Annotated in this window: 27 protein-coding genes; 17 read left to right on the top strand and 10 right to left on the bottom strand. The window is 45.9% G+C overall.

The features are described 5' to 3' along the window. Positions 1-790: 790 nt before the first annotated feature. From LW728_RS11455 to LW728_RS11470, 4 genes are all read right to left on the bottom strand, one after another. Positions 791-931 (bottom strand): hypothetical protein, encoded by a 141-nt coding sequence (locus LW728_RS11455; RefSeq protein WP_287766738.1) that lies wholly within the window; start codon positions 929-931, stop codon positions 791-793. Next, positions 928-1,119 (bottom strand): hypothetical protein, encoded by a 192-nt coding sequence (locus LW728_RS11460; protein ID WP_287766729.1) that lies wholly within the window; start codon positions 1,117-1,119, stop codon positions 928-930. Before LW728_RS11460 ends, LW728_RS11455 begins: the two co-directional genes overlap by 4 nt. A 180-nt stretch (positions 1,120-1,299) precedes the next feature. Next, the gene (locus LW728_RS11465) at positions 1,300-1,716 is read right to left on the bottom strand and encodes a hypothetical protein (protein WP_287665503.1); all 417 of its coding nucleotides are present in this window, start codon (positions 1,714-1,716) and stop codon (positions 1,300-1,302) included. Positions 1,717-2,272: 556 nt separating this feature from the next. After that, positions 2,273-3,535 (bottom strand): sulfonate ABC transporter substrate-binding protein, encoded by a 1,263-nt coding sequence (locus LW728_RS11470; RefSeq protein ID WP_287665505.1) that lies wholly within the window; start codon positions 3,533-3,535, stop codon positions 2,273-2,275. A 240-nt stretch (positions 3,536-3,775) separates the two neighbouring features. Here LW728_RS11470 and LW728_RS11475 point away from each other — a divergent pair, with 240 nt between their 5' ends. The 8 genes from LW728_RS11475 (at position 3,776) to LW728_RS11510 (ending at position 11,655) form a co-directional block, all read left to right on the top strand. Beyond that, a complete protein-coding gene (locus LW728_RS11475; RefSeq protein ID WP_002803522.1) occupies positions 3,776-4,450 on the top strand; it encodes a cadmium resistance transporter in 675 nt (224 codons plus the stop codon). A gap of 107 nt (positions 4,451-4,557) precedes the next feature. Next, entirely contained in the window at positions 4,558-5,631 is a 1,074-nt protein-coding gene (locus LW728_RS11480) for a sulfate ABC transporter substrate-binding protein (protein ID WP_287766730.1), read from the top strand. Positions 5,632-5,671: 40 nt separating this feature from the next. Next, positions 5,672-6,667, top strand: a complete 996-nt coding sequence (locus tag LW728_RS11485) for a PstS family phosphate ABC transporter substrate-binding protein (RefSeq protein ID WP_272083397.1) — start codon at positions 5,672-5,674, stop codon at positions 6,665-6,667. Positions 6,668-6,905: 238 nt separating this feature from the next. After that, positions 6,906-7,847, top strand: coding sequence for a phosphate ABC transporter permease subunit PstC (pstC, locus tag LW728_RS11490; protein ID WP_002803518.1), 942 nt, complete (start codon positions 6,906-6,908; stop codon positions 7,845-7,847). Positions 7,848-7,852: 5 nt separating this feature from the next. Continuing rightward, a complete protein-coding gene (gene pstA, locus LW728_RS11495) occupies positions 7,853-8,743 on the top strand; it encodes a phosphate ABC transporter permease PstA (protein WP_287664586.1) in 891 nt (296 codons plus the stop codon). 121 nt (positions 8,744-8,864) lie between these two features. Further along, positions 8,865-9,662, top strand: a complete 798-nt coding sequence (gene pstB / locus LW728_RS11500) for a phosphate ABC transporter ATP-binding protein PstB (protein WP_002803515.1) — start codon at positions 8,865-8,867, stop codon at positions 9,660-9,662. A gap of 72 nt (positions 9,663-9,734) precedes the next feature. Continuing rightward, positions 9,735-10,826, top strand: a complete 1,092-nt coding sequence (gene cax, locus LW728_RS11505) for a calcium/proton exchanger (RefSeq protein ID WP_287664583.1) — start codon at positions 9,735-9,737, stop codon at positions 10,824-10,826. Positions 10,827-10,962: 136 nt separating this feature from the next. Next, the gene (locus LW728_RS11510; protein WP_287766731.1) at positions 10,963-11,655 is read left to right on the top strand and encodes a cadmium resistance transporter; all 693 of its coding nucleotides are present in this window, start codon (positions 10,963-10,965) and stop codon (positions 11,653-11,655) included. Between the two features lie 174 nt (positions 11,656-11,829). Here LW728_RS11510 and LW728_RS11515 read toward each other — a convergent pair whose 3' ends face one another. Both LW728_RS11515 and LW728_RS11520 read right to left on the bottom strand, forming a co-directional pair. Continuing rightward, positions 11,830-12,312, bottom strand: coding sequence for a thiol-disulfide oxidoreductase DCC family protein (locus LW728_RS11515; RefSeq protein ID WP_287664577.1), 483 nt, complete (start codon positions 12,310-12,312; stop codon positions 11,830-11,832). 609 nt (positions 12,313-12,921) lie between these two features. Then, the gene (locus LW728_RS11520) at positions 12,922-13,311 is read right to left on the bottom strand and encodes a hypothetical protein (protein ID WP_287766732.1); all 390 of its coding nucleotides are present in this window, start codon (positions 13,309-13,311) and stop codon (positions 12,922-12,924) included. A 7-nt stretch (positions 13,312-13,318) separates the two neighbouring features. On the opposite strand from LW728_RS11520, the gene LW728_RS11525 reads away from it, so the two are divergent. Then, the gene (locus tag LW728_RS11525; RefSeq protein WP_287766733.1) at positions 13,319-14,917 is read left to right on the top strand and encodes a vanadium-dependent haloperoxidase; all 1,599 of its coding nucleotides are present in this window, start codon (positions 13,319-13,321) and stop codon (positions 14,915-14,917) included. A 513-nt stretch (positions 14,918-15,430) separates the two neighbouring features. Here the strand turns inward: LW728_RS11525 and LW728_RS11530 are convergent. Further along, positions 15,431-16,150 carry a TerC family protein gene (locus LW728_RS11530; RefSeq protein ID WP_002803652.1) on the bottom strand — a complete coding sequence of 240 codons (720 nt, stop codon included), beginning with the start codon at positions 16,148-16,150 and terminating at the stop codon, positions 15,431-15,433. A gap of 189 nt (positions 16,151-16,339) precedes the next feature. Between LW728_RS11530 and psaM the strand changes: the two genes are divergently transcribed. The 5 genes from psaM to LW728_RS11555 all read left to right on the top strand — a co-directional run bounded on the left by psaM (position 16,340) and on the right by LW728_RS11555 (position 21,754). Then, positions 16,340-16,432, top strand: a complete 93-nt coding sequence (gene psaM / locus LW728_RS11535) for a photosystem I reaction center subunit XII (RefSeq protein ID WP_012264462.1) — start codon at positions 16,340-16,342, stop codon at positions 16,430-16,432. Between the two features lie 356 nt (positions 16,433-16,788). Beyond that, positions 16,789-17,139 (top strand): slr1601 family putative cell division protein, encoded by a 351-nt coding sequence (locus LW728_RS11540; protein WP_002803650.1) that lies wholly within the window; start codon positions 16,789-16,791, stop codon positions 17,137-17,139. A gap of 51 nt (positions 17,140-17,190) precedes the next feature. Then, on the top strand, positions 17,191-18,495 hold the full coding sequence (locus LW728_RS11545; protein WP_287766735.1) for a glycoside hydrolase family 15 protein: 1,305 nt from the start codon (positions 17,191-17,193) through the stop codon (positions 18,493-18,495). Positions 18,496-18,692: 197 nt separating this feature from the next. Beyond that, positions 18,693-20,291, top strand: a complete 1,599-nt coding sequence (locus tag LW728_RS11550; RefSeq protein ID WP_287766736.1) for a hypothetical protein — start codon at positions 18,693-18,695, stop codon at positions 20,289-20,291. 335 nt (positions 20,292-20,626) lie between these two features. Then, positions 20,627-21,754: a THUMP domain-containing class I SAM-dependent RNA methyltransferase gene (locus tag LW728_RS11555; RefSeq protein WP_287766737.1), complete on the top strand. Its 1,128-nt coding sequence runs from the start codon at positions 20,627-20,629 to the stop codon at positions 21,752-21,754. Here the strand turns inward: LW728_RS11555 and mdh are convergent, their stop codons facing one another. Together mdh and LW728_RS11565 are read right to left on the bottom strand one after the other, a co-directional pair. Next, positions 21,755-22,732 (bottom strand): malate dehydrogenase, encoded by a 978-nt coding sequence (mdh, locus tag LW728_RS11560; RefSeq protein ID WP_002803506.1) that lies wholly within the window; start codon positions 22,730-22,732, stop codon positions 21,755-21,757. It abuts the gene before it with no gap. A 26-nt stretch (positions 22,733-22,758) separates the two neighbouring features. After that, entirely contained in the window at positions 22,759-22,974 is a 216-nt protein-coding gene (locus tag LW728_RS11565; protein WP_002758722.1) for an NAD(P)H-quinone oxidoreductase subunit O, read from the bottom strand. 315 nt (positions 22,975-23,289) lie between these two features. Here LW728_RS11565 and upp point away from each other — a divergent pair, with 315 nt between their 5' ends. Together upp and LW728_RS11575 are read left to right on the top strand one after the other, a co-directional pair. Further along, complete coding sequence (gene upp / locus LW728_RS11570; RefSeq protein WP_046663119.1) at positions 23,290-23,943, top strand: uracil phosphoribosyltransferase; 654 nt, start codon at positions 23,290-23,292, stop codon at positions 23,941-23,943. 14 nt (positions 23,944-23,957) lie between these two features. After that, on the top strand, positions 23,958-24,245 hold the full coding sequence (locus tag LW728_RS11575; RefSeq protein ID WP_002803502.1) for a ssl2009 family thylakoid membrane protein: 288 nt from the start codon (positions 23,958-23,960) through the stop codon (positions 24,243-24,245). 518 nt (positions 24,246-24,763) lie between these two features. Here LW728_RS11575 and LW728_RS11580 read toward each other — a convergent pair. Continuing rightward, a complete protein-coding gene (locus tag LW728_RS11580) occupies positions 24,764-25,264 on the bottom strand; it encodes a bifunctional nuclease family protein (protein ID WP_002803501.1) in 501 nt (166 codons plus the stop codon). 359 nt (positions 25,265-25,623) lie between these two features. Between LW728_RS11580 and rpsD the strand changes: the two genes are divergently transcribed. Continuing rightward, the gene (rpsD, locus tag LW728_RS11585) at positions 25,624-26,232 is read left to right on the top strand and encodes a 30S ribosomal protein S4 (RefSeq protein ID WP_002798058.1); all 609 of its coding nucleotides are present in this window, start codon (positions 25,624-25,626) and stop codon (positions 26,230-26,232) included. Positions 26,233-26,791: the final 559 nt, after the last annotated feature.

Here is a 26,791-nt window from a genome sequence, read left to right on the forward strand (position 1 = left end):
AGCAACCGATCGGGTCGGATTGACAATCACAGGTGGGAGGGGTGCTGGTACTTCTCGGGACAGGGTTCGGGGGATAACGCATATTGAGACCTAGTATTTGTGTCCGTACAACTCAAGTAATTTCTACCTCGAAGTCGTCAGCTTCACGCTATCGAGTGGGTAGGAACGTTCGACAAATCTTCAAAACTCGGAGCGAACCGATCGAGCGTGGATACGAGCTGACAGAAAAGTTTGCATTTCTTACTTCACTCCGGTTCGTATCTCTGCCAAAACGCAAGGAAATCGGTAGATTTCCCGCTTCTGATTCGGAAGAAAAAAGGGTTTACCCGATCGATAGTAAGAGCTTTTCGCCGCTTGTTGTCGATCGAGGGGTCGCGAGTAACAGGATGTTACACTCGCACAAACCTATCCCAAAAGAATCGCGATGCCGATCGAGGGGGTCGCCCTCCGATACGAACAGGGTTAGGGAACAAAATGCTAGGCAACTCGCGATCTGTCAAGGGTGCGGAATTCTAAAAAACGGAAAGACTGAAACTTCATTTTAGATTAACTCGTGACTGGCTCGCTTGAACTTTACGTCGATCATTTTACCCGATTGGCAATTTAAAGGTTAATCGCATTATCGCTCAGATTGACCCGATCGTTGTCGTAGCCGCTTAAATAAAGAGGTTTTGATAACCAAATTAAAGCAGCTCTAAAGAGTTTTGAGTTAAAAGTTAAACTTCAAGTTTTCATTTAGGACGAATGTACTGGTTAACTAATTTTTTTGGGAAAATTAGTTAACCGAGCATTATAACATATAATTAATTTGCAAGAGTTCTACTGCATCTTCTACCTGATATTTGGTATTGTTTCCTGGTTTTCTGTCATCGGGTAAGTCATGTAATTCTTGAACTAAAAATTGTATTAATTCAGGAATTTCTAAAGTCACAGCCGAATTGCTGCGTCGCTATACCAGCCAATGACATCATATCGTAGGTCTTTGGGCGGGGTTGTGTTGGTGGTGAAGTCCCCATCATGAAAACCGAACACACTACGACAGTTAGGATAAAAACCAGCAAAGGCAATTTTTTCGTTGTCTAGGTTGTCAACTTTGGCGAAGGGTCTAATAGCAGACAATTCCTTAATATATTGGGAATTTGTTGGCCTTGAGCGCCATGCTCCCAATTCTAATTTACGCCCCAGAAAACGATAGGGTTGATACTCATTGGTAGCTGGATAATAGAGGATATTAATTGTATAGTCATTTCAATTAAGATTGAGAATATCAATCCCAGAGTTCATAAGGATTTTGTCGGTCTAGACTGTATCATACTTATCTGAAATGACTATATCTTCTGGTGTAGCACCTTCAGGATACAGATAATCACTTTCTACAACCCATTTTTTTTCTACTAGATTGCCCCGACGTCTTATAATTAACCAGCGATTAGGTACAAGGGGAAAGGTGATGCCTTGTTCTCCATCTCTCGCTATACCGTTAGTCAGCGCATCCGGCAAAGACCAGTGTAGGTGAATGCCTGCTTTTAAGGTCAATTGGGGTTGTGTAAAGGGAACCGTTAATACGGTTTCGCTAATATAAGCCCTACCGCGATTTACTAATTGGCTATTTTTATAGTAGGGGAGCTTACTATAATCAGTCATTTCCTCCAGTACATTTGTCTTGGTGGGGAGGTAGAGGGCATCAAGGTAAACTGGGACTAGAAGTGTGGTCATAACTATAGTATGTAGGGATGAATGAAGCAGAAACCTAAATCGTCAGTTTTGGGAATTTTCGCTGTTCCACTGGAGAGAGGTTGGCAAATGCGCCCAACTCACTTGCAGAAGCTTTAAGATTCGTTTTTTTCTTTACTTTGTTGAATAGTACGCATACTTGATTTATTTTTCAACACTTTTGGTATTCTTTTTTGTAAATTTTTATCATTTTTTTTGTTATTTTTTGTTATTTTTTGTTACGATATCGTTCTAACTTTTAGGATTAAGGTAACAAGAAACAGAGTAAAGTCAATATTTACAGGAAGTTCTAACAAGCCAAAATCTAATCAGGATTTGAGGATTTTCAGTCTCAATCCAAAATCTAAAATCCAAAATCGAAAAACATTTCAAGTTTGTCGATGCTTTAAATTCTGCTGCTAGAAAAGCATCTGCTGAATGAGCAAACAGGCGCTCATGAAAAAGGGAGAATAATAATGATAATATCCACTAGAAACCCAATCATCGGCTATTTGGTAGCGGCATAAATCCAACCGATGCCCAAAATGCCGATGTCTGGTTAATATGTCCAATTTTGTTTCGTCTGTAGGGTGTAGGTTCCGTCGCGCACCTTGACCCGATGGGGGATCAGCTTCAGGTCTCGGAAGATATTAGCTTGGTGTTGTAGGGCCACCAGAGAGCGATCATCGATCGGGATAATGGCACGTTCAGAGGCCCTCTGTTCGAGATTGGTGATGATCGCCGGATCGATCTCGTGGTGAGCTGCCAAGCGTCTCGTCGCCTCTAACTCCTGTTGTTTCGCCCAGGCACCCGCCTCGTTCACCTCTTCTAAAATCACCTTCAGTACATCGGGATAATCCCGCACCAATTCGGGAACCGCATAATAATAGGTCGGCACTTCTAGAGAGGCGTTTTCCCCGAAGATGCTCTCCAAATCGGCCAAAGATCTTCCCGGATAGGTGCGCGTCTCCGTGGGGGAATAGGGAACCCAGACCACCCAAGCGTCGATCTCACCGCGACGAAAAAGCGCCAGTGCTTCCGGTTGGGTTGCATACACCGGTTCGATATCGCTTAATTCTAGATTCACTCTCATCAGGGCGCGGATGAGGACATAATGGGCGCTCGAACCTCGATCGAAGGCGATTCTTTTTCCTTTTAAATCCGCCAAAGTCTCTATTGGCGAATCCTCTGGCACGAGAATCGCCTGACCTTTCGGGGCCGTATATTTTTCCTTGGCTACCCGGACGAAGACGTGTTCGGCCGCTTGGGAGAAAATACTCGCCGTACCGCCACCACCGCAGAAGTCGATCGTTCCGTTGCTCAAGGCCTCGATCAGAGAGGAAGCGGCCAGAAAACTCGTCCACGTTACCGTCACCCCAAAGGGTTTTAAGCGTCTTTCCAGAAAGGCCTGGGCGCGGAGAACTTCCAGATTAGTCATGCCCTCGGGATAGCCGATCTTGAGAGTTCCTAACCGCCGCGCTTGTTTGGCGAGGGGAGTGATATCGGAGGGGGTCGAGCGCTTGAACCAGCGATCGATCGCGATACAGAAGAGAATTCCAGCGATAAATAATCCCACGGTTTCCAATAGCCGGGGAGTCGTATTTCGGGGGAATTTAAAGCTATCGACGAGGTTCAGAATCAGGTTATCGGATCGAGAATTTTGACCGACGGCGATCTCGCGTAGCGAGCGCTTTGCGTTCGTGTCGGAAAATCCAGCCAGGAGAAAGCTCCCCACCAGACTGGTCAAAAAAAGCAGCGCGGGAAGAACTCCCCGGCAATTTCGCCACGGTTTCCAGAGACACTTGATCGAACGGTGGAGCATGGGATTTCTCGCAGAAAACAAGATTTATTATCGGGAAAGGAGACAAGAGAGAAGGGTTTCCCAACTCGATCCCTTCGACTTGGCTCAGGGCAAGCGGGAGAGGCTCCATTAGTTTTATCTACATACTATAGAAATCCACGACTCCTCGATTGTGTAGCAAAGTACATTTATAAATGTATTGAAAATGATATAGTTTCAAAATGAAATTGCGCCCGCATTTGAGAGATCGAGGTAGTATGGATGGATTGGTTGATCGAAATCGTCAAAATCGCGGTGGCCACCGGCATAGCCACCACCTTCGACGACAATATTTATCTAACCGGCTTCTTTAGCGAGGTAAATCGTACCTTTCGCCCGGTTCACGTTGTCGTCGGCGAGCTAGTCGGGTTTACGGCCTTAGTATCGGTGAGCTTGCTGGGGTTTCTCCTCGGCCTAATCATCCCACCGATTTATATCGGTCTTCTCGGAATCTTGCCAATCCTCATCGGTGTGAGAAATTTACTGACGTTAAATCGCGATAACGAGAGGGAAACCACAGATCGCAAGGTTAATTTGCGAAGAAACGCCCAATTTCACGGATTCGCCTCCCGCAGACTATCCCTCGGTCAAGTCTTCAGCGATCGCCAAACCTATAAAGTTTCCGCAGTCACGATATCCAATGGCGGCAATAATCTCGGTATCTATATTCCCCTATTCGCCAATAGTACCGTGGCGCAGTTAGCCGTAATCATCCCGATCTGCTATCTAATCGTTTGTACTTGGTTATTTCTCTCCTATAATCTAACCCGCCAACCGGGGATCGCGGTTGTCCTCAGCCGTTATGCGAGTAAGCTTTTCCCCTTTGTGCTGATGTGGTTGGGCCTACGGATTATTCTCGATAACGGCTCCTATCGCCTGTTGATTCCCATCGGCTAAATTAGACCCCCCGTAAACGCCAATCTCCAGATCCCACGGGAGTCAAAATTCAGGAAGAGAGAATAAAAAATTAGTTGGTTTAGAGCAACCTTATCGAGAAAATCCCGATGAATGTATCACTGTTGCCAATTCGATCGCTGTTTCGTCGCTTTCGTTCCTTATCGGGGAGGAGCTTCCTTTCCTTCCTGTTAGTGGGACTGTTGGCAAGTCTTGCCCTCGCCTCCTGCGGGGGGATCGGCTCGAAACCAGAGGTGAAATTAAATCTCGTTTCCTTTTCGGTCACGAAAGCCGCTCACGACCAGATTATCCCGAAATTCGTCGAGAAATGGCAAAAAGAGCGGAACCAAAAAGTCATTTTCGAGCGCAGTTACGGCGGCTCCCTGGCCCAGGCCGATGACGTGATTGCTGGGAAACAAGAGGCGGACGTGGTACATCTCGCCCTACCTCTAGACGTGACGCGCATCGCCGACGCGGGGTTAATCCATCGCAGTTGGGAAGATCGGGTTCCGAGAAGGGGAGTGGTGAGTCAATCGGTTGCGGCGATTGTGACACGGGCGGGAAATCCGAAAAATATCCAATCCTGGGCGGATCTGGCTAGAGAGGACGTTACAGTTCTATCCGCCGATCCGAAAACTTCCGGGATCGCTATTTGGCAGTTATTAGCCCTCTGGGGTTCGGTGACGCAAACGGGGGGCGAACCGCAACAGGCATGGGATTTTGTCCGCCAAGTCTATGAAAAGATTCCCACCCTATCTAGAGATGCGCGGGAAGCCAGCAATGCCTTTTTCCAAGAGGGAAAGGGGGACGTTTTAGTCACCTACGAAAACGAGGTAATTCTAGAGGGCAGAAATCAACCCGACATCAGTTACTTCGTCCCTTCGGTCAATATCTCGATCGATAATCCCGTGGCGGTGGTAGATAGAAATGTCGATAAACACGGCACGCGAGAGGTGGCCGAGGCCTTTGTGGATTTCCTCTATTCCGAGCCGGCACAAGAGGAATTCGCCAAATTGGGCTATCGATCGGTCAATCCCTTTATCACGATCGCCACCGAAGCCAAATTACCTCCCGTGGAAACGCTGTTTAGCTCCCAAGATTTAGGGGGTTGGCCTTTGATCAGTAACGATTTTTTAGCGAAGGGAGCTATTTTCGACCAAATCAGAGGGAATTCTCCCAACTAAAAGCCCTCACCGATACTGTTATCAATCTCTCTTCAATTCTATGAAACAATTCCGTCTTTTTTATCTAATTCCCCTCTTACTGATAGGCCACTGGATGACCGGTTGTGCCGACAGATCGGAAGGCGGGGAACAACAGGTCAGCTTGGACGGGGGGGCCGTGGGCTTCGCCCTAGCGCTCGCCGTTGCCGAAGAATACCAAAAAGTCGATCCCAAGGCCCGCGTCGGGGTGGCCTTTAGCGGTACAGGTGGGGGATTTACCCGACTCTGTAACGGTAGCATCGATATTGGGGTCGCTTCCCGTGTCATCCGGGAATCGGAATCGAAAGCCTGTAAGAGGGCGGGAATCGAGTACATCGAGCTACCCATGGCGCTGGACGGTCTGGCGTTGGTAGCGAACAAAAACAATAAGTTTCTCAAGTGCCTAACTCGAAAAGAGTTAAAGACACTCTGGGAGGCAGAAGCCGAAGGAAAAATCGTTACTTGGGATCAAGTTAATCCTAAATTTCCCAGAGAGAGAATTCTGTTATTTGCGCCTCCTGTGGACGCGGGAACGACCGATTATTTCACCCAATCGATCACCAAGAGAAGAGGGAATATTCGGAGCGATTATACGCCCAGCTTTAACCAAAATACTCTGATTCAGGGAGTCATCGGCAATGCCAACGGATTCGCCTTCGCGGGGATCGCTTTCGTAATGCAAAATCAAGACAAGGTAAACGTGGTCGGGCTAGAAAATCTCGAGGGCAAAGAGTGTGTTAAGCCCATTCCTTTGGAGAACGTCAAGCGCAATACCTATAGTCCCCTGACTCGTCCCCTCTTCATTTACGTTAGCAAGAAGGCACTGGATAGCAAACCTTCCGTTGAACGTTTCGTGCGTTTCTTTGTGGATAATTCGTGGAAATACGTGGACAGTGTAGGCTATGTGTCGTTACCCGATCTCGCCTACGTGAAAACTCGGGAACGATTCGAGAAACGACAAACGGGATCAACCTTTATAAATGCCAAGCCAGGTGAACCGATTATCAACTTTTTCTAAGGAGGAAATAGTAAACTCTTGACATCCTCGCCGCCCTAAAAGTGCGGCGATTCCTAAACCTCACGATTTAAGTTTCTGCTTCCACCACCGTCGCATACCACAGTTAAAAAACCATGTACTGTCTTACACAAGCCGAGTTTTCAAGGTGCTGCGCCGTCCACTTGGTTTTCGAGACTGGCCTCTTAATTCTAACGTAAAGCCGCCGTAGAACGGCGGGGTTTCAGACCCAAAATTTCCTATGACCACTACCGGTTCTTTTGATGACTCTTTGTTCGCAAGAGGGGATTCTCTTCTCAAGCGAGCCTCCGATGATGTTCCCGAGAAAATTATCGGAACGATTTTGTTCGCCTGCGCCCTTGTATCTGTAGTCACAACCTTCGGCATCGTCGCTATTATTTTCAAGGAAACTGTCGCTTTTTTCCAGGAAGTAAGTTTCGGGCAGTTCTTCTTGGATACCCAATGGACTCCCCTTTTTAATCCTCCCCGTTTCGGGATCTGGCCGTTGATTAACGGAACCGTTTTAACCACGGTCATCTCAATGGTGGTCGCAGTTCCGTTGGGATTGTCTTCAGCGATTTATCTGGCCGAGTACGCAACCCCGAAAGCAGCTTCTATTCTGCGTCCGGCCGTGGAAATTTTGGCGGGAATTCCCACCGTAGTTTACGGTTACTTCGCACTGATCTTTCTCACACCCTTACTACGGAATTTTTTACCCGTAGAGGTTTTTAACGCTCTGAGCGCGGGATTGATGATGGGAATCATGATCACCCCGACCGTCGGTTCGATCAGTCTAGACGCGATTAAATCGGTTCCCCGTTCCCTGCGCGAGGGTTCCTACGCCCTAGGAATTACCAAGCTGGAAACAATTTTCAAGGTGGTTTTGCCGGCCGCCCTATCGGGGATTATGGCTTCGATTATTTTGGGGGTTTCCCGTGCGGTGGGAGAAACCATGACCGTCCTGATCGCGGCGGGTGCTCAACCTCGTCTAACTTTCAATCCACTGGAATCGATCGCCACCATGACCGCTTTTATGGCCCAGGTTTCTAGTGGAGATGCCCCGAGAGGGAGTTTCAATTTTAAATCCATCTATGCGGTCGGTGCGGTGCTTTTCCTGATCACTCTGGCACTCAACATCGGCAGTTATTGGATTTCTAATCGCTTTAAGGAAAAATACGACTAATTATCATGGTTAAATCTTCTCCTGCTAGGGATACGGCCGTCTTTAACGATCGACTCGAAAGCCGAGAAACCATCGGCAAAATCTACGAGTATATTTTCTTGATCGGATTACTCATCGGTCTATTCGTTCTCGCTCTACTGTTGCTCAATGTCTTTCATGACGGACTGGCCCGCCTACTCACCCCCGGTTTTCTCACGGAAACCCCCTCCCGTTTTCCCGATCGCGGGGGAATTCGCCCCGCGATTATCGGTAGCCTCTATTTGGGAGTAATCGTGATCTTGGTAGCGGTGCCCATCGGGGTGGGCGCTGCCCTATACCTAGAAGAATACGCCCCGAAAAACTGGTGGACGGCGCTGATCGAGGTGAATATCGGCAATCTGGCCGGGGTTCCCTCGATCGTTTACGGTTTACTCGGTTTAGGGGTCTTCGTCTATTTACTGAATTTCGGTTCTACCCTACTTTCCGGGGCCTTAACTCTATCTCTACTATCGCTGCCAGTCATTATCGTTGCGGCGCGGGAGGCGATCCGGGCGGTTCCCGATTCCCTCCGCCAAGCTTCCTACGGTCTAGGCAGCACCAAATGGCAGACGCTCCAACACCATGTTTTACCCTACGCGGTGCCGGGGATTCTCACGGGGGTAATTATCTCCGTGTCGCGGGCGATCGGGGACGCGGCCTCGCTAGTGGTGGTGGGAGCGGTGAGTTTTCTGACCTTCGATCCTGGTTTATTCGAGCGATTTATGGTACTGCCCATTCAGATTTTTAGTTATGTCTCCCGTCCTGAACCTGGTTTCGCCAATGCCGCCGCTGCAACGATTATCGTTCTGATCCTTTTGATCATGGCGCTGAACGCCATCGCCATCTATCTACGTCAACGCTATTCGACACCGAATTAGGGAAGGCAGCAGGCAGCAGGCGGGAGGTTAGATAAGTCTATTTAACTTATTAATTGCCCACTCCTCTACTCCCCACTGCTCCCGAAACACATCTTTAACCATACTCAGGAGAATTTTTGCCATGACTACCCACCTTAACCCAGATCACAGTGTTTTCGAGGCGGAAGGAGTGAAAGTTTTTTATAATGGATTTCTCGCTCTTCTGGACGTTCATATTAAAATTCCCGCGCAAAAAATCATCGCCTTTATCGGGCCGTCCGGTTGCGGGAAAAGTACCCTCTTGCGCTGCTTTAACCGAATGAATGATCTGATCCCCGGCGCCAAGGTGGAGGGAAAACTACTTTACCGAAATCAGAATATTTACGATTCGCAGGTCAATGCGGTCAAGTTAAGGCGACAGGTGGGGATGGTTTTCCAACGTCCCAACCCTTTTCCCAAGAGCATTTACGAGAATATCGCCTACGCGCCCCGAACCAACGGTTATCAGGGAAATCTTGATGAATTGGTCGAGTATTCCCTGCGGCAGGCGGCGATCTGGGAGGAAGTAAAGGACAAACTGAAAGAAAAAGGAACGGCACTATCGGGGGGACAACAACAGCGTCTCTGTATCGCCCGTGCGATTGCGATGAAGCCGGATGTTTTATTGATGGATGAACCCTGTTCGGCCCTCGATCCCATCTCTACCCGTCAGGTGGAGGAATTGTGCCTACAACTGAAGGAAAGTTACACGATCATCACCGTCACCCACAATATGCAGCAGGCATCGCGGATCGCCGACTGGACGGCATTTTTTAACACCGAAACCGATCGGTCCGGGAAACGCCGGGGAAAATTAGTCGAATTTAGCCCCACGGAAGTTATGTTCGGCAATCCGCAAACCGACGAGGCCCGGGAGTATATTACCGGGCGATTTGGGTAATTGAAACAGAAAAAAAGCCGATAGTCTGTTTTTCAAAACCGTGCGCGGTTTTATGCCGAGACACCCATTGCTATGAATAGAAAGGACTGGATTTTCGCTATTTTGTTGGTTTTTGTCCCGATCTCGATCGCCTGGAATTTCCTGCGTTGGGACGTGACGATCGTTTTCCTGAGTGCCTGTCTAGCGATTGTTCCCCTGGCCGCTTACATGGGAAAGGCAACCGAGGAAATCGCCGTCGTGGTCGGTCCCAATCTCGGCGGTTTACTGAACGCCACCTTCGGCAACGCCACCGAATTAATTCTCGCCTACGCCGCCCTGGAAGAGGGTTTGATCGAGGTGGTGAAAGCGACGATTACCGGTTCGATTATCGGGAATCTGCTGCTGGTAACGGGCTTATCGATGTTTTTCGGCGGCTTACGCTATAAAGAACAGAAATTCCAGCCCGTGACCGCCCGTTTAAATTCCTCGTCGATGAATCTCGCCGTGGCAGCGATCCTCCTACCCACGACCGTTCAATACACCTCCGCCGCAATCGAGGAGAGCGTCCTACAGCGTCTCTCGGTAACGGTGGCGGCGGTATTAATTTTTGTGTATTGCCTGAGTCTGCTTTTTTCGATGAAGACCCATACCTATCTTTACGAGGTGGGGGACGCAGATCTCGATCAAGAGTCGGGGGAAGCGGTAAGCGTAAAAAAGCCGAATCTCTGGCTCTGGGTGGGGATATTACTGCTGGTGACCATCGGGGTGGCGGTCGAATCGGAATTATTAGTTAATACCCTAGAGGAAGCCACGCATAAATTAGGATTAACGACCCTTTTCACGGGGGTGATCCTGCTGCCAATTATCGGCAACGCGGCCGAACACGCCACCGCGGTTAGGGTCGCCTTAAAAGACAAAATGGATCTGGCGGTTTCTGTCACCGTCGGTTCAAGTCTGCAAATCGCACTTTTTGTCGCACCGGTTCTCGTAATCGCGGGTTATTTCATCGGTCAGCCGATGGCTCTCGATTTTGATCCGTTTGAATTGGTCGCCGTCGCCGTCGCGGTGTGGCTGACTAACTCGATCAGTAACGACGGTCGCTCGAACTGGCTAGAGGGTATATTACTCGTCGCCACCTACGCAGTGATCACCCTTGCTTTCTTTTTCCATCCCGCACCGGGATAAAGCGATCGGTCGTGGGAAATACAGTTTCTCGATCGGGATAGGTAGTAAAATTCTCCCGTTCCAGAACCTTTGAAGGAAAAGCCGAACAAGGTTTAACGAACGGACGAACCCGACGGCCATCTTAAGGAAAAAAACCATGATCGAGATTGTGATCGCGATATCTACCGGTGTAGCGGCATTCGTCGCCACCAACCTCGACGATATATTGATCCTGACGATTCTCTTCAGCCAAACGGGGAAACTCTTCCGTCGTCGCGATATCGTCATCGGTCAGTATATCGGCTTTAGTCTGCTTGTTATTGCCAGTTTAGCGGGATTTTTCGGGTGCTTTCTCATCCCTACCCCCTGGATTCGCTATCTAGGCCTCGTTCCTGTGATTCTCGGCATCGTTTCCCTTCTCAAAGAAGAGGAGAAGGAGGAAGAGCCGGAGAATGTCGAATTGGACTTAGAGGGTGCGAAACATTCCCCCTTCGGTGGTTGGTTTGACCCGCGCACCTATAGCGTGGCTGCGTTGACCGTCGCCAACGGCAGCGATAATATCGGCATTTACGTTCCCCTGTTTGCCAGTAGTAGCGTAACAAGTCTGATCGTTATCGTCAGCGTGTTTTTGATTCTGGTGGGGGTTTGGTGTGCGATCGCCTACGGGTTGACCAGTGTGCCGACCATCGCCACTATTCTCACCAGTCAGGGAAGCACCTTCGTTCCCTGTGTGCTGATCGGTTTAGGGATTTTTATCGTCAAAGAAAGTATTCCCCTCGCGTTTTTGGCCTTAGGAATTAGCTATCTCTGGGCGATCATCGGTCGCAGTAAGGGACTGGCAAGAAAATAAAGTACCATTTATTTCCCAGGCAGAATTATCACATTAAATCTGGTTATTAAAAACTGATTATTTATTTCTCCTTTTGCCTTTTGACTGTCCTTATAAGTAGCCTATACTCAACGGATTTAGTATCACATCCCAGGGAGTGATTCCCAGTGGGATCTGGGGTTAGGAGATTTTAACTCACTGAGAACAACGATTTGATGAGTTGCATTCCAGACGTTTTTGACGTTCTGCTAAGATTGTTTTTAAATTCGGTCTTCCGGTTAAGGTTAATCGCCAAGAAGCCCAAATTTCATAGATAATATCCACTAGAAACCCGATAACCGGCCATTTGGTAGCGGCATAAATCCAACCAATGCCCAAAATATCATAGACTTGGCGAAACACTTCCACATTTTGGAGAATAGTACCATCGGCTAGTACAGCATGGATTCGTCCCATGGCTGCCGCGAAGGAAATACCGCCATTTTCCTCCGGATTATAGTTTTCGGCGGCAATATCGACAAAAGCAACTAATCCTCTCCCAGCATCCTGTTTTTGCAGAAAATTGACCTCCCGCAAGCAGAGGGGACATTCTCCATCGTAGAGGAGTTTAATTTTCCAAGAGGGCGATCGAGTAGAATTTTCTAAGGTATCAGCAGATTGAGTCGGTAAAGATGACATGATCTTCTAGGGATTCTCGTTTTAGTGATTAGTGAATGGTTGGGGTTTGACAGCATTTTTCTTTATTCGTGGCAGACATAGCACTCCCCTCTCCCACCCCCTCCTTGAACGAATTCCCAGGGTTTGGGTGTGAGGGCAAGTGACCATCTCTGCCATGACTTTAGAAAAATGCCATGAAATGACTATAATTTTATCCATCGAAAAAAATCTATGATTGAAGACGTAAAAAGTGATTGACTTCATAGATTATCTGGGTTATAGTGTGTGATATAGATCACTTAAGTGTGTGATGCAGATAACTTAGTTGTGTCGCAAAACTCAAGTTTGAATTGTGCTTATGATTCCAATCTTAGGACTATTTTCACACAGATGGGGGAAATACACAGGTAATGGTCGCCCATCAAAGACAGGCAATCGCAAGCGGTACTCGTACTGTGAACCTGTAAATTTCTACTGATGGTGACATAGGTGTGCTGCTGGAGCGCAACAACAAGTTAAGCTTCCATGCTTTCTGTCTTGAATGCCTTATAATCTTTTCTAACTTATTGCCATGAAGTCAACCAATCTTATAACTACCGCCGAGTCATCGCCAGAAAACACCCTTGATGATCAGAAGAAAGTAACTGAGAACGAGCGAATACCAAATAGTACAAACCCGACCAGTAAGATTGATGAGTTGTTAAAGGATGCTGTCGGTGACAAAAATTTAAATTCCCTCTCCCGAAAAGATTTAAATGATCTTTTGAACAAAGTTGATTTTTTAGGTGCAATTGGACTTGATACTGACGGAAAAAAGATACCAAAAAAAGTTGACGACAACCAAAAATCAAGTCTTACCTCAAGTCTTACCTCAAGTCCTACCTCAAGTCTTACCTCAAGTCCTGCCTCAAGTCCTGCCTCAAGTCCTGCCTCAAGTCCTGCCTCAAGTCCTGCCTCAAGTCCTGCCTTAAGTTTTACCTCAAGTGTCTCACTACCAGATTTAGTGGGCAGTTTTGGCACGATTAATTTGCCAAGTACAGTTGACTTCGGCGCTCTGGGGAATGCACAGGTAATTGTCACCAATCAAGGACAGGCGCTCGCCAGTGGACCTAGTACTGTCAAACTCTACATTTCCACTGACGGTCAGATTGACAGTAACGATGCCTTACTCACCAGTGTCAGCACAAACTTGAACCTAAACGCCGGGCAGTCAGTCACCCTAGACTTGCAGTATCAAAACAATACTTCAGTCATCGCTCCGGGGGCCTACTTTCTCATTGCTCAAGTCGATGCAGATAACCAAATTGCCGAACAAGTAGAAACCAATAATGTCACCAGTAAATTAGTATCGGGACTCAATACTAACGCCATCATCGACTGGAATGCGATCGCATTAAATGCGATTCAAGCCGAGGGAAAAGCGGGGCGGGGAGTCGCGCCGACAGTAGGTTCTCGCTTAATGGCGCTGGTTTCTACTGCCGTCTATGATACGGTCAATGCCTTCAACACTTTATATCCCTCCTACGCTGTAAATGTGAACGCACCAGCGAATACCTCGTTGGAGATGGCGGTAGTTGGTGCTGCTTATCGAGTTCTCTCCACTCAATTACCTGGACAAAGTAGCTTGTTCTTACAGCAAGTAGCCAATTCTCGGGCGGAGATTCTGGACAGTGCCATCGCTGAAAGCAGGGGTTTTAATTTTGGCATTTTAGTAGCCAATCAGAGCCTCAATTTACGCGCTAATGATGGTTCTAACGACAATACGCCTTTCACTCCGCTGTCGGGAGCCTATGTCTGGACACCAGAAACCTCGGGCCCGACTGCTGCGGTAGCAGTGGGTGCGAACTGGGGGGGAGTAGATACTTGGACGATTGGCGACATTGACCAGTTTGTCTCGCAAAATCAAATTGATGTAACTCTTGATGGCCGTCCCGACACAAATCCTACATTGTATGCCCAAGAAATTGAAGAAGTCCGGCTCTATGGCGGCTTGAACGACACTACTCTCACGACCACTTTACGCAATGCAGACCAGACAGAAATGGCTGTTTTCTGGGCCTATGACCGGGCTGATACCTTCCGTCCCTACGGTCAATTAAACCAAATTGCTCAAGAAATTGCGGTGCGCGACGGCAATACCTTGCAAAAAGATGCCAGCCTATTTGCCGCGTTAAATACCGCGCTGGCGGATGCGGTAATCGTCGCTTGGAAAGAGAAATACACTGAACTCCAACCTCGCCCTGATGACGTAATTGCCGGAGGATTTGCGGCTAATGACGGGATAGATTCTACGGTGGGCGATCCCGATTGGAAACCCTTGCTGTCACCATTAATGGGGGTTAATTCGCCACCCTTCCCGGATTATATGTCAGGGCATTCCGCCATGGGGGGAGCATTTGCTGGAGTGATGACCAACTATTTTGGTGACGACTATGTGTTTAGTGCTGTCTCCCAAGAACTTGTTGGTGTCGTTCGTACTTTCGATAGTTTCTATGAAGCGGGAATGGAAAATGCCCTCGGCCGTATTTATGGCGGGGTTCACGTCCGTGAGGCTTGTATTGATTCTTTTGAAATGGGGTTAGCTGTTGGCGAGTTTGTCGCGGCAAATTTCTTTCAGCCGATTTAAAATCGGGTTCGTTGTTAAGGCTCCGGCCCGATGATTGACAATGGAACGTTTGTCTCTGGCACTTTTTTAGTCAAAAAAGTGCCAGAACTGTTTTCTAGGAAGGCTTCCAGTAATAAGCTGTTCGTAATTTAAATTGCTTGTTGAGACGAGGCAAGAGGCAAGAGGCAAGAGGCAACAGTAAAGGGATTGAGGTAGATTCGGCTAATCTTAAGAATAAGCACTTTAAATGCGTCTTAGCTTATTCAACCAACCCTAGATAGGGGCTGCTGAAAAAGTTTTTCGTGGGGGCAGGGTGTGGGGTGTGGGGTGTGGGGTGTGGGGTTTTACCGATTTTGAGGTGGTCAGTTACCTAATTTTCAGGGAAAAAGTACCTGAATTTTACCCCCGATCCCTCCAATGGTCGGCACTTTTTGAGGTCAAAAAAGTCTAAAAGCCTTATCCAACAAGGTTTTTAACTGATAACTGATTCAAGGCTGTCTCCTGAATACTGAATACTGAATACTGAGGGTTATTTTATGGCAATTTATCAGATGGGATGGTATCACTCTCTACGGGTTCTCGATCGTTGCGTTTTGAGAAACCCCAAGCAAAGAGGATAGCAATTAAACTGATCATAATCCATTCTGGCGGCACAAAATCGGGACTAATCACCCGCAACAACAATCTTAAACCCACCAAACCGACGGTGACAAAACCAGCATCTTCTAGGTGGGTGTATTCCTCTAACCAGCGAATAAATAAACCCGCCATAAAGCGCAGGGTAACTACTCCGATCGTACCACCAAGCAGGATCAACCAAGTATCATCGGCCACGGCGATGGAGGTGGTGACACTATCGAGGGAAAAAGCTAAATCGGTAACGGCAATGAGGGGGATAGCTTGCCAGAGAGATTGAAACTGGAGACTATGATGGGTGTGGTCTTTGTCTTCAGGGGAGGCAAAGTAATTAAAAACTAACCAGAGCAAATATACTGCTCCCAAAAGTTCAAACTGCCAGTATTTAACCACCCAGGTGGCGGTAAGAATCAAGACCATACGGAGAATATAGGCGAAAACTAAGCCAATATTCAAGGCCTGACGTTGACGCTGATGATCTCCTAATCCCTGTGCTATGGAAGCGAGAGCAATGGCGTTATCTGCTGATAATACCGCTTCTAGGGCAATGAGAACCAACAGAATTAACGGGGTTTTTAGACTAAGGGTTAGAGATGAATCAAGGAGCGAGTCTAACATTGAGGCCGCAGGTAAAAATAAATGTAATCATGGCAATACTTCAGCTTAACGCTTTTACAACTTTCTTTTCTAGGGGAGATAACCGTCATCGGGGTGGGGAGATATGAAGTCTTGTAACGAAATGATGCAGAGGACCCCGATGATGTCGGAAAGTATTGGATGAATATCTTTATGAGGAGATAATCAGCAATGCTTTCTGATACTCAAGTTTTAGTCGCTCTGGTAATTGCTTTAATCCCCGGGATTTTGGCTTTTCGTCTAGCGACGGAACTTTATAAGTAAAGTCGCTTTCAATAAACCCTGATCCCGTCTGACCTAGCTATAGGATAGACCGATTGGGGTTTTTTTGGTTATCGGTCATCAGTTATCAGTGATTAGGTGTAAATTGAAAGTAATTAAGTAGGTAGGCGTTAAAAGTTGTCAGATGCCCCCCTTATCAAGGGGGGATTAAGGGGGGATCCCCACCCCCCTTATCAAGGGGGGATTAAGGGGGGATCCCCACCCCCCTTATCAAGGGGGGATTAAGGGGGGATCCCCACCCCCCTGATCAAGGGGGGATTAAAGGCAAAATCCATTTTTAAATTATAACCAGCTACTTAGCCACCTTTCTGACCGATTTTACTTGTACTCATAAATCTATGACCGCACGAACACGAAACCAAACCGACAAAAAAACACCAAAAAAGCCAAAAAGCGGCAATAAATCCCAAAATTGGCAAATTATCGAGATTTGGCTGCGAATTATTGCCTATAGCGGTCTTTCCATCACGGCAGTTTTTGCGATCGCTCGTTTGCTACCCTACCAACAGATGCAACAGGCAAAACTGGAAGAAGTACGTCTGGCAGTCCAAGAAAAGGAGGAACGCGTCAATCAATTACGCGGTCAATTTACTCGCAGCTTCGATCCTAGTCAAGCGCGGCAAGTCATGGGGGAACAAAGTCCCCGACGGGATCCTAATCAAAGACGCATTTTTTGGGTTTCTCAGTAGAATTTATCGGGATAAATTCGTTTTTGAGCAGATTATTGGGGTATTTTGCCGATGCTAGTTGTTCACAACGAAAAAATTCTCGATTTCATTAAATACCGCTACTCTCTGGAGGATATTCAGAGATTATCTGCGTTTTTGTCGGAAAATGATGTCTTGAGTTTTCCCCGGCTAGAAAATGGCTTATTTCCAGCAGCATTAGTCAGTAATGAGACAGAATACACGGGATATGCCAATGTTTGGCTGAGGGATAACGTTTATCTGGCTTATTCTCACTATATTATCGGACAGACAGCGATCGCTGTCAAGAATATTCAGACTTTGATGAACTATTTTCAAAAGTTCCAAAGGCGTTTTATTAATATTATCCAAGGTCGAGTTAATCCTGAAAAGATCATGGAACGTCCTCATATTCGTTTTGAGGGACGTACACTGACGGAAATTGACCAAGTTTGGCAACACGCACAAAATGATGCCCTTGGCTATTTTCTCTGGTTTTATTGTCGTTTAGCACGGGAAAAATATATTCAGCTTTCCCCCCATTGTCTAGAAACAATTGCCCTATTCCCCTTATATTTTCAAGCGATTAGTTATTGGCAGGATGAGGATAGCGGTCACTGGGAAGAAACCCGCAAAATAGAAGCATCTAGCATCGGGGTTGTGGTAGCGGGATTACGCGAATTAAAAAGGTTATTAATCGAGACAGAGATAAATCTCACAGCCGAAAATCGCAGGATTACACCGGCATTTTTAGCGGACTTAATTGAGATAGGAGAACAAGCTTTATACCGTATTTTACCAGCCGAGTGTCTTCTACCAGTAGCGCAGGCAAGAAGTTATGATGCAGCCCTACTTTTTTTGATTTATCCCTTACAAGTGGTGGAGACAAATATCGCCGATCAAATTCTTAATAATGTTATCGTTCACCTTCAGGGAGATTACGGTATTCGTCGCTATTTAGGTGATTCTTTTTGGTGTCGAGACTATCGCTTAATTCCCCCAGAAATCCGCACCACGGTATCGACAGAAAGGGAAAGTTGGTTACAGGAACAAGGGAGAGGATTAAACCTAGGCGAAGAAGCACAATGGTGTATTTTTGATCCGATTATTTCTGCCATTTTTGGACTTAAATTCCAGAGTACAGGTCAGGAAAAATACCTCAACCTACAAACCCATTACTTTAATCGTTCTCTCGGACAAATTACGCGAAAAGATTCCCCCGTGGGTGAGTTTAAATGTCCCGAATTATACTATCTAGAACAGGGAAAATATATTCCTAATGATGCCACTCCTCTCCTTTGGACACAGGCTAATTTACAAATCGCATTGGAACTAATTAAGAAAAGTTTAAGCCAATAGTGTAATTCTATTTGGCTGGTTATAATTCAATTAGAAATGGATTTTAGGTTTGATCCCCCCTGCCCCCCTTGATAAGGGGGGTGCCGATAGGCGGGGGGATCTACCCTTGATAAGGTGGGTGTCTGATAATTTTTAACGACTACCTACTTATTTGACCAGATAAAATTACAACTATATATAAATTCGGGAGTTAAAAAATGCCTAATAACAACAATCAACCCGATATCAATAAAGCGATCGATGTGTGTATGGAGGAGTATAAAACCCTGAGAACGGAAATTTTACAAACCGTGCAAAATCGCAGTAATGTTATTGTCTTTGGGGGTGGTTTAGTTTTGACTTTACTGGGAATTGGGATCAGTCCCATCGCTAATCTTCCCATCATGAAAGAGACAACAACTGTTACTGAAACACCTAATCATAGAGTGGAACACAAACGCACTGATCAAGTAGAAAATAACATAAGAAAAGTGGAAACAACTTGGATCACAGAACCAACAAGTAAAGGGAATTTGGTCATTAAAGAAAAAGACACGGCAACAGAAACAATATCTCCACAAAAATATGATATTCCAATTGAACGGCGAATTCCTTCAGCAATTATTCTGGGAATAATGGTTCCCGCCTCTTGTGGATTGATCATCTTTCTTGTCAATGCAAGTAATCATCAGGTCGTTAGAATTGGTAGATATATTGCCACTAATATTGAGCCTAAAATCAATGATTTATACTTTAATAATTTACCCGTTGCTCAGAAGCCAATTGTTTGGGAAACCTATATGCAAACTTTACGATTTGGACCAGAAGAGGGTACTTGGATTAAAAGTGTTTTTGGTACTATCCAACTCTTGGGATTAGCGGGTGCTGTTTTTGCAGTATTAGACATAATTAGTTACGCATTAGAATCGATAAGTGCTATTCTTATTCCCATGGTAGGAAACGTAATTGGTGCAAATATTATCACTGGGATTATTTTAATTGTTGTAATATCGGTGTTATTATTAATACCAGCAACTAGAAAGATAATTTTACCTATGTACTTCTCAATACTTACTGAAGAAGGTAGTATTGCCGAGTTAAGAGACGGTGAAGGAAGTTTAAAAAAAATCTGGTACAAAGGAATTGAAAAACAAAATGAAGATGTGAAAAGTACACGAATATTTTGGATAAAACCTATAAGATATTTTATTCCTCTGTATCAAATAGTAAAATCAATGATTGATCATAGAGATAATGCTATTATTGAGATAGAAAATGACTCATTAAAATCGAAACTGCAAACTTTAGGTGAAGTTTACCTAGCTGATCAAGTAGAGAATACTAAAGTTTTGATGCAAGCACAAGGAGCAGATAAACAAGACCTTTTAAATGAACTTATCAATAATTTATTTGAACATATTCAAAATCAAGAAGTGAAATCTACACGAATGTATCAAATAGTAGAATCAATGATTGATGATAATGATTGTTTTAAAAATCTTCTTAATAAAATTAAAAATTACAGTAGAAATCCACAATATAATCCACCTTTCTATTTTAACTTAGACAAGGGTGGAGGAAAACGCGTTAACAATATCCCAGAATTACTCGAATTATCTATAGATAATCCCAATAAATTTAAAGAATACATGGAAAAAGGAGATTTTGAGCATTGGCTGGATAATATAGAGATAAGAGAAACAGAACTAGCAAATATAGCTCAGGGGACTCGCGAGAAAAATTTCCCTAACGATGATGAGCGCCTACATTATTTTCTCAGAGAATGCTGTCTAGTCTTGATTGGGAGAAACCCTTAATATTTCCTGACAAAAACTTGATTTGATCGCCGACTACCTGCAAGATAAAGAAAGAGCGTATGAGATAGGGAATTTACAAGAGGGTAAAAATTAAAATCTTTGGCTCTCTTATTCCCCGTATGATGAGTTTAACTTAATATAGGATCGATCGATCTTTGTGTCCTTTGTGTCTTTGTGGTTCGCTCCACTCCCCCGCCAGCCCAACTGTATCTTAGAATATATTTTACCCACCAAACTCAAGAGAGCCAATCTTTCTGATTTCAAGCTACCAACGACCGGCGCTAGTCACTGATAACTGAAACCTGAAAACTGATAACTGATAACTGATAACTGAAATGACTCGATCCTATTTTGCTACTACCGCGAGGGGACTAGAAGAAATTGCCGCTAGGGAATTAGAATTCCTAGGGGCCAAAGAAGTGAAACCCGTATTCACCGGAGTCCATTTTCAGGGGGATATCTCCCTACTCTATCGAGTCAATCTTTGGTCAAGAATTATTTTTCGGGTTTTGGTTCCCATTGCCGAAATTCCCTGTGGGGATGGGAAGGAACTGTATGATGGCATTCAAGCCATTGATTGGCGCGATTATCTCACCAGTGAGGAAACTTTAGCGGTACAATGTACGGGAACGAACGATCGCCTCAATCACACCCATTACACCGCCTTAAGCATCAAAAACGCTATTATCGACCAACAGCGTCAACAGGGGAATCCCCGTTCTTTTGTGGATACAGAAAATCCCGACCTGCAAATTAACGCTCATATCGAGAAAAATCGCTGTGTGCTTAGTTTAGATAGTTCTGGCCACAGTTTGCATCGTCGCGGGTATCATCGGGCCATGGGAGTCGCACCTCTGAAAGAAAGTCTCGCCGCTGCTTTGGTAGAATTATCGGCATGGCAGGATGATATGGCGCTTTTAGACCCTTTCTGTGGTTCGGGAACTATTGTCATCGAAGCGACGTTAAAAGCTTTAAATATTGCCCCCGGTTTATCCCGTTCCCAGTTCGGATTCCAGAAATGGCCAGACTATCAACCGGATTTATGGCAATCTTTGGTTAAGGAAGCTAAAGAAAAACAAAAATCTCAGCTAAATGCGCCAATTTATGCTAGTGATGCCGATTATGAGGTTCTACATCAGGCCGAGGATAATGCCTATTTTTGTCAAGTGCAGGACCACATTAATTTTAGCTTGCAAAGCATCACCGACTTAGAACCGACGAGCGATCGAGGGATTATTCTCTGTAATCCCCCTTACGGCAAAAGATTGGGCAATACCGAAGAATTAGGGACCCTATATAAATCCTTCGGTGATGTCTTAAAACAGAGGTTTAAGGGTTGGACAGCCTATATTTTATCGGGAAACAAAGAACTGACTAAACAAATCGGCCTGCGTTCTTCCCGTCGCACTCCCTTGTATAACGGTTCTTTGCCCTGTACCCTCTTAAAATATGAGTTGTATTAACTACATCAAAACCTTGAGACTGTCAAGGGCTAAATGAACATTCTGACGAACTGAGGCGGCAGAAGTGTGTAGATCCAGACGTTCAGCATCGGTCAAACGCACCTCCAGAATACTTTCCACACCCCGACATCCTAGGCGACAGGGAACCCCCAGATAGACATCCTGTAAACCGTATTCACCCTTGAGATAGGCTGCCGCCGGCAGTAAACGGGATTGATTTCTCAATATCGTCTCGACCATGGTACAGGCAGAGGAAGCAGGGGCGTAATAAGCGCCGCCAGTTTGCAGTAATTTGACGATTTCAGCCCCACCGTTGCGAGTTCTCTCCACTAGACGATTAATCGTCATCTCGTCCATTAATTCGGTAATCGGCACACCACTGACGGTACAGTAACGGGGTAGGGGTAACATTAAATCACCGTGACCACCCAAAACCATAGCATGAACGTCGGCGGTACTAACCCCCAATTCCATGGCGATAAAGGTTTGTAAACGGGAAGAATCGAGGACTCCGGCCATTCCCATCACTCTTTGGGGGGGTAAACCGGTTGCTTGCCAGACTAGATAGGTCATCACATCAAGGGGATTAGTGATGACGATAAAAATGGCCTCTGGAGAATACTTGAGGCATTTAGTGGCGGCCTCGACGACAATTTTGGCATTGACATTCATGAGATCATCGCGACTCATGCCCGGTTTTCTGGCTAATCCAGCCGTAATCACGACAATATTCGAGCCTGCCGTGTCTTCATAGTTATTAGTGCCGATAATCTCGCTGTCGTGCAGTTCTATGCCCTGAGCTTCCATCAAATCTAGGGCAATACCCTGGGGCAAACCATTGACGATATCGAGGAGAACCACATCGGCGAGGTTTTTTTCGGCGATGCGTTGGGCCAAGGTGCGTCCGACGTTACCGGCACCAATAACCGAGACTCGGGGCGATTGGCAGGGGATGAGTGTATCGTAGAAGTCAACCATGATTTATGGATGAGGCAATATCCTCATCAGACGGGTTCCAGTTGTTCGAGCTTTAGCCACACACTGGGGGTAGGAACATAGAATTTAATCAAAGCGTAATCATCTTTTACATCCAAGACTTCTGCTGTCGAGTTGAACATATAACTGGGTAAACGGCGATCGCTGGCTAGGGCTTCGAGGCTATTTTCTAGGTTTCCCGTCACCACGCGGACTAAAGCTCCTTTCTTAATTGTAGCTGCCATGTTTTTCTCGTTAAATTTGCTGGGGGTTTCTCCCATAAATTGTTACATATTCGGGCAGACCTCTGACAAGGGCTTTTTCAGTCATCAGTGAACTGATAACCGATACCAAAGGCCGAATCTAAAACCTAATTGGTTAAGCTAAAAGCTTTGATGTACTTAGTTTTTGCCCTTCTTTTTAGGTAGGAGAATTGCCAGATTCTTTCTTTTGCATGAGTGCCTGTCGCCCCTTGCCTTCAGAAACTGATAACTAATTCAAGGCTGATGGCTTTTTGGCTTAAGATAAAGTTTAGCCCTCGATCGAGTTCTCGTGTTTTCATGGTTTTACAACTGCGCGTCTACGTTCCCGAACACCCTCTGGTTAAGCATTGGCTGGCGATCGCCCGCGATCAAAATACCCCCCCGGTACTGTTTAAAACAGCGATGACGGAACTAGGGCGCTGGTTAACCTACGAAGCGGCGCGGCAATGGCTGCCGACCCTGGAAACTAGCGTTAAAACCCCTCTAGCGGAATGTCCCGCTACTTTTATCGATCCTAGCGTACCGATCGCCGTAGTCCCGATTTTACGCGCAGGATTAGCCCTGTTGGAAGGGGCGCAAAGTCTTTTACCCCTAGCTAGTACCTATCATCTCGGTTTAGCCAGAAATGAGGAAACCCTAGAGGCGAGTTGTTATTTAAATAAATTACCGGCTAGTTTTGATCCGGCCACGAGAGTGTTAATTCTCGAACCGATGTTAGCCACGGGGGGATCAATTTCAACGGCAATGGCAGAAATTACCAGCAGAGGCGTTGATCCTGCCCTAATTCGCCTGATTTCCGTGGTGGCTGCCCCGCCGGCTTTACAGAAATTGAGTCAAAATTATCCCAGCTTGAACATCTATACGGCTATTATCGATGAAGGACTAAATAGCCGCGGTTACATCGTGCCGGGGTTGGGCGATGCCGGCGATCGAGCTTTTGGAACCTATTAGGAGAAAAACGGATTATGAGTCAGCGAGATGGGTTTGCGGGCGGTTTTTTAGCCGGTGCGATTGTCGGTGGTTTAGTGGGCGGTGTTTTGGGGACAGTGTTGGCTAATCGCAGCCGCCGCGGTTTAGCAGCTGGTGATAATCAGTCCTTTGTGGAGGGTATCCGCCATGGGCGCTTGACTCCCGAGGAAGGCATGGAAATGGCCCGCCGCAGTTTAGAAGATAAAATTGCCCAGTTAAATCTAGCGATCGATGATGTGCGTCAACAGTTAGGATCGGTACAGGAAAACGGCAGCGATCGTTAAATAGGGCCTGCTGAATAAATCTAAAAACCTTGCTGGATAAGACTTTTAGCCTTTTTTGAAATCCAAAAGTACCAGATATGGGAGTGATCAGGGGGAAATTCAGCTACTTTTTCCCTGAAAATCGGTAAAACCCCACACCCCACACCCTACACCCTACACCCTGCCCCTAGGAAAAACTTTTTCAGCAGACCCTAAATAGGGCCTGCTGAATAAATCTAAAAACCTTTTTGGATAAGCTCTGCTCGCGCATTTAAATTAAATTGCTTGTTGAGATGAGGCAAGAGGCAAGGGGCAAGATTTTCCGTTAGAATTAGCAGTAATCAAACACCACGCTTGCAGGAGCTATTATGTGACAGTTGAGGGTGCGGAATGTGGGTTCCAATATCCGTATGAGGCGAAAGTCTCATGTAAGGTTCCGAATGGGAGGGGATGGGGGCGATTCTATTCTCGACCCCTAATAATTTCCCTGTTATTATCATTTTTATCTAGCCGACGGCTGACGGCTGACCGCTTCAAGATCACTGATCACTAAAATCACCGCGACGTTGGATCAGGTCTGAGGGGCTAAGATTGGAGACGAAATTGCGAAAAGCTTGACGTTCCTCTTCATCCGCGTCACGATCAACAGGAATAGAAGCGGAAGCGATCACTTCTTCCATTACCCAGACGGGACTGTTGGTACGCAGGGCAATAGCGATCGCATCACTGGGACGACAATCGATTTCTTTTTTGACTTCGCCGCGCTGGAGACAGAGAACAGCATAAAAAGTATTATCTTGGAGAGAATGGATGATAATTTTTTCTAAATCCATGTCCCAAGCTTTAAAAATATTAACGATCAAATCGTGGGTGAGAGGACGAGGGGGTTTTTGTTGTTCGAGGACGGTCATAATGGCCTTAGCCTGATCTTGTCCGATGTAGATAGGTAGGGCGCGACGCTCAGAACCATCCTTCAGCAGTACAATGGGACTGCGAGTGATAGCGTCTAGGGCAATTCCAGCGACTTTCATTTCGATCATGACTATGGCTTCTCCAAGATAGAGATTCAGCTAGGGAAGGAGTGGGAAAGCAACCTGAGTAATATAGTGCTTCGTTACACTCACAGTATGCCCTAAGATGGGGGAGATTAGCCTCATCTTTAACGAAAAAAATACATCACCTGCCCTCAGTAGATAGGAGTCAGGAGTCAGGATACCCCGATCCAATCTTGCTGCTTTTTGCTCCCCACTCCCCGCTCCCCAATTCATAATTCATAATTCATAATTCATAATTCATAATTCCCTCTACCCACTCCCTACTCCCACTTCCCAACTAAATTGCTCAATTTGTGCTATGATAACAGTTTTGGGATAAATTTAAATAGGAGCAGACTGTCTGTATGTCTCGTTATAGAGGACCGCGCTTGCGCGTTGTGCGTCGTTTAGGGGAATTACCGGGCCTAACCCGTAAAAATGCCCGTCGTGCCTATGCACCAGGGCAACATGGCCAGGCCCGCAAAAAACGTTCAGAATATGCCATTCGTCTAGAAGAAAAACAAAAACTGCGTTTTAACTACGGTGTCAGCGAGAAACAATTAATTCGCTATGTCCGCAAAGCTCGCCGGGCTACTGGTTCCACCGGTCAGGTGCTGCTGCAACTCTTAGAAATGCGTCTGGATAATACCGTTTTCCGTCTCGGTATGGCCGGGACAATTCCGGGGGCGCGACAATTAGTCAATCACGGTCACGTCACCGTTAACGGTAGAGTTGTGGATATTGCCAGTTATCAGTGCCGTCCGGGTGATGTGATTGGAGTTAGAAATCAAGAGCGTTCCCAGGATCTAGTCAAAAGAAATATGGAATACCCCGGTTTAGCCAACCTGCCGAGTCATTTGGAATTTGACAAAAATACCCTCGTGGGCAAAGTTAATGGCGTTGTGGAAAGAGAATGGATTGCCCTCTCGATTAATGAACTGTTAGTAGTGGAATACTACTCTCGGAAAGTCTAGGAAAAAAGCCTTTTCCAGATACCTTGAGGACGCAATTGGCAGCGTCCTTATTTTATTGGTTAAATTTAGGTTGACAAATAGCAAAAATACGATGCTAGAAACAAAATTAGAAAATAAATCTCTCTTCCGAAAAAATTAACCAGACTGATAACTCAGTGCAGGTGTGGCCAATAATTCAATGATACCATCTGGGATTAACTACAGAAACCAAAAACCTACCTAAAGCTTTTTAAAGTTACTCATTTTTATAGCTATAAGTAGTCGTGCAAAATTAATTTCCTAGTCGAGACAGGAGACAGGAGACGGGAGACGGGAAACAGCTATTAGGGATCGGATTTGAGTTTTCAGTTCACTGTTTCCTCACACCAGAAGTCTGACGGAGTAGTGGCTTAGATGTGTAATTAATTTTACTTAGGTACTTATCCTTGACAATAATTGGTACTGTTATAGCGTTTTCAAATAAGACATGAAAAAGCATCGTAATTGTGGAGATTAGGAAAAGTAAATAGTTTAAGGTTGATTAAAAGATTAAATATCTTCTTCATAATCCCAAAATTTT

This window comes from Microcystis sp. 49638_E5, from assembly GCF_021300285.1.
GTDB lineage: Bacteria > Cyanobacteriota > Cyanobacteriia > Cyanobacteriales > Microcystaceae > Microcystis > Microcystis aeruginosa_C.

What these genes read in the sequence shown, in the direction of transcription:
- LW728_RS11465 (WP_287665503.1), bottom strand. Translation starts at nt 1,716, where the DNA reads ATGACCACACTTCTAGTCCCAGTTTACCTTGATGCCCTCTACCTCCCC.
- LW728_RS11470 (WP_287665505.1), bottom strand. Translation starts at nt 3,535, where the DNA reads ATGCTCCACCGTTCGATCAAGTGTCTCTGGAAACCGTGGCGAAATTGC.
- LW728_RS11475 (WP_002803522.1), top strand. Translation starts at nt 3,776, where the DNA reads ATGGATTGGTTGATCGAAATCGTCAAAATCGCGGTGGCCACCGGCATA.
- LW728_RS11480 (WP_287766730.1), top strand. Translation starts at nt 4,558, where the DNA reads ATGAATGTATCACTGTTGCCAATTCGATCGCTGTTTCGTCGCTTTCGT.
- LW728_RS11485 (WP_272083397.1), top strand. Translation starts at nt 5,672, where the DNA reads ATGAAACAATTCCGTCTTTTTTATCTAATTCCCCTCTTACTGATAGGC.
- pstC (WP_002803518.1), top strand. Translation starts at nt 6,906, where the DNA reads ATGACCACTACCGGTTCTTTTGATGACTCTTTGTTCGCAAGAGGGGAT.
- pstA (WP_287664586.1), top strand. Translation starts at nt 7,853, where the DNA reads ATGGTTAAATCTTCTCCTGCTAGGGATACGGCCGTCTTTAACGATCGA.
- pstB (WP_002803515.1), top strand. Translation starts at nt 8,865, where the DNA reads ATGACTACCCACCTTAACCCAGATCACAGTGTTTTCGAGGCGGAAGGA.
- cax (WP_287664583.1), top strand. Translation starts at nt 9,735, where the DNA reads ATGAATAGAAAGGACTGGATTTTCGCTATTTTGTTGGTTTTTGTCCCG.
- LW728_RS11510 (WP_287766731.1), top strand. Translation starts at nt 10,963, where the DNA reads ATGATCGAGATTGTGATCGCGATATCTACCGGTGTAGCGGCATTCGTC.
- LW728_RS11515 (WP_287664577.1), bottom strand. Translation starts at nt 12,312, where the DNA reads ATGTCATCTTTACCGACTCAATCTGCTGATACCTTAGAAAATTCTACT.
- LW728_RS11530 (WP_002803652.1), bottom strand. Translation starts at nt 16,150, where the DNA reads ATGTTAGACTCGCTCCTTGATTCATCTCTAACCCTTAGTCTAAAAACC.
- psaM (WP_012264462.1), top strand. Translation starts at nt 16,340, where the DNA reads ATGCTTTCTGATACTCAAGTTTTAGTCGCTCTGGTAATTGCTTTAATC.
- LW728_RS11540 (WP_002803650.1), top strand. Translation starts at nt 16,789, where the DNA reads ATGACCGCACGAACACGAAACCAAACCGACAAAAAAACACCAAAAAAG.
- LW728_RS11545 (WP_287766735.1), top strand. Translation starts at nt 17,191, where the DNA reads ATGCTAGTTGTTCACAACGAAAAAATTCTCGATTTCATTAAATACCGC.
- LW728_RS11550 (WP_287766736.1), top strand. Translation starts at nt 18,693, where the DNA reads ATGCCTAATAACAACAATCAACCCGATATCAATAAAGCGATCGATGTG.
- LW728_RS11555 (WP_287766737.1), top strand. Translation starts at nt 20,627, where the DNA reads ATGACTCGATCCTATTTTGCTACTACCGCGAGGGGACTAGAAGAAATT.
- mdh (WP_002803506.1), bottom strand. Translation starts at nt 22,732, where the DNA reads ATGGTTGACTTCTACGATACACTCATCCCCTGCCAATCGCCCCGAGTC.
- LW728_RS11565 (WP_002758722.1), bottom strand. Translation starts at nt 22,974, where the DNA reads ATGGCAGCTACAATTAAGAAAGGAGCTTTAGTCCGCGTGGTGACGGGA.
- upp (WP_046663119.1), top strand. Translation starts at nt 23,290, where the DNA reads ATGGTTTTACAACTGCGCGTCTACGTTCCCGAACACCCTCTGGTTAAG.
- LW728_RS11575 (WP_002803502.1), top strand. Translation starts at nt 23,958, where the DNA reads ATGAGTCAGCGAGATGGGTTTGCGGGCGGTTTTTTAGCCGGTGCGATT.
- LW728_RS11580 (WP_002803501.1), bottom strand. Translation starts at nt 25,264, where the DNA reads ATGATCGAAATGAAAGTCGCTGGAATTGCCCTAGACGCTATCACTCGC.
- rpsD (WP_002798058.1), top strand. Translation starts at nt 25,624, where the DNA reads ATGTCTCGTTATAGAGGACCGCGCTTGCGCGTTGTGCGTCGTTTAGGG.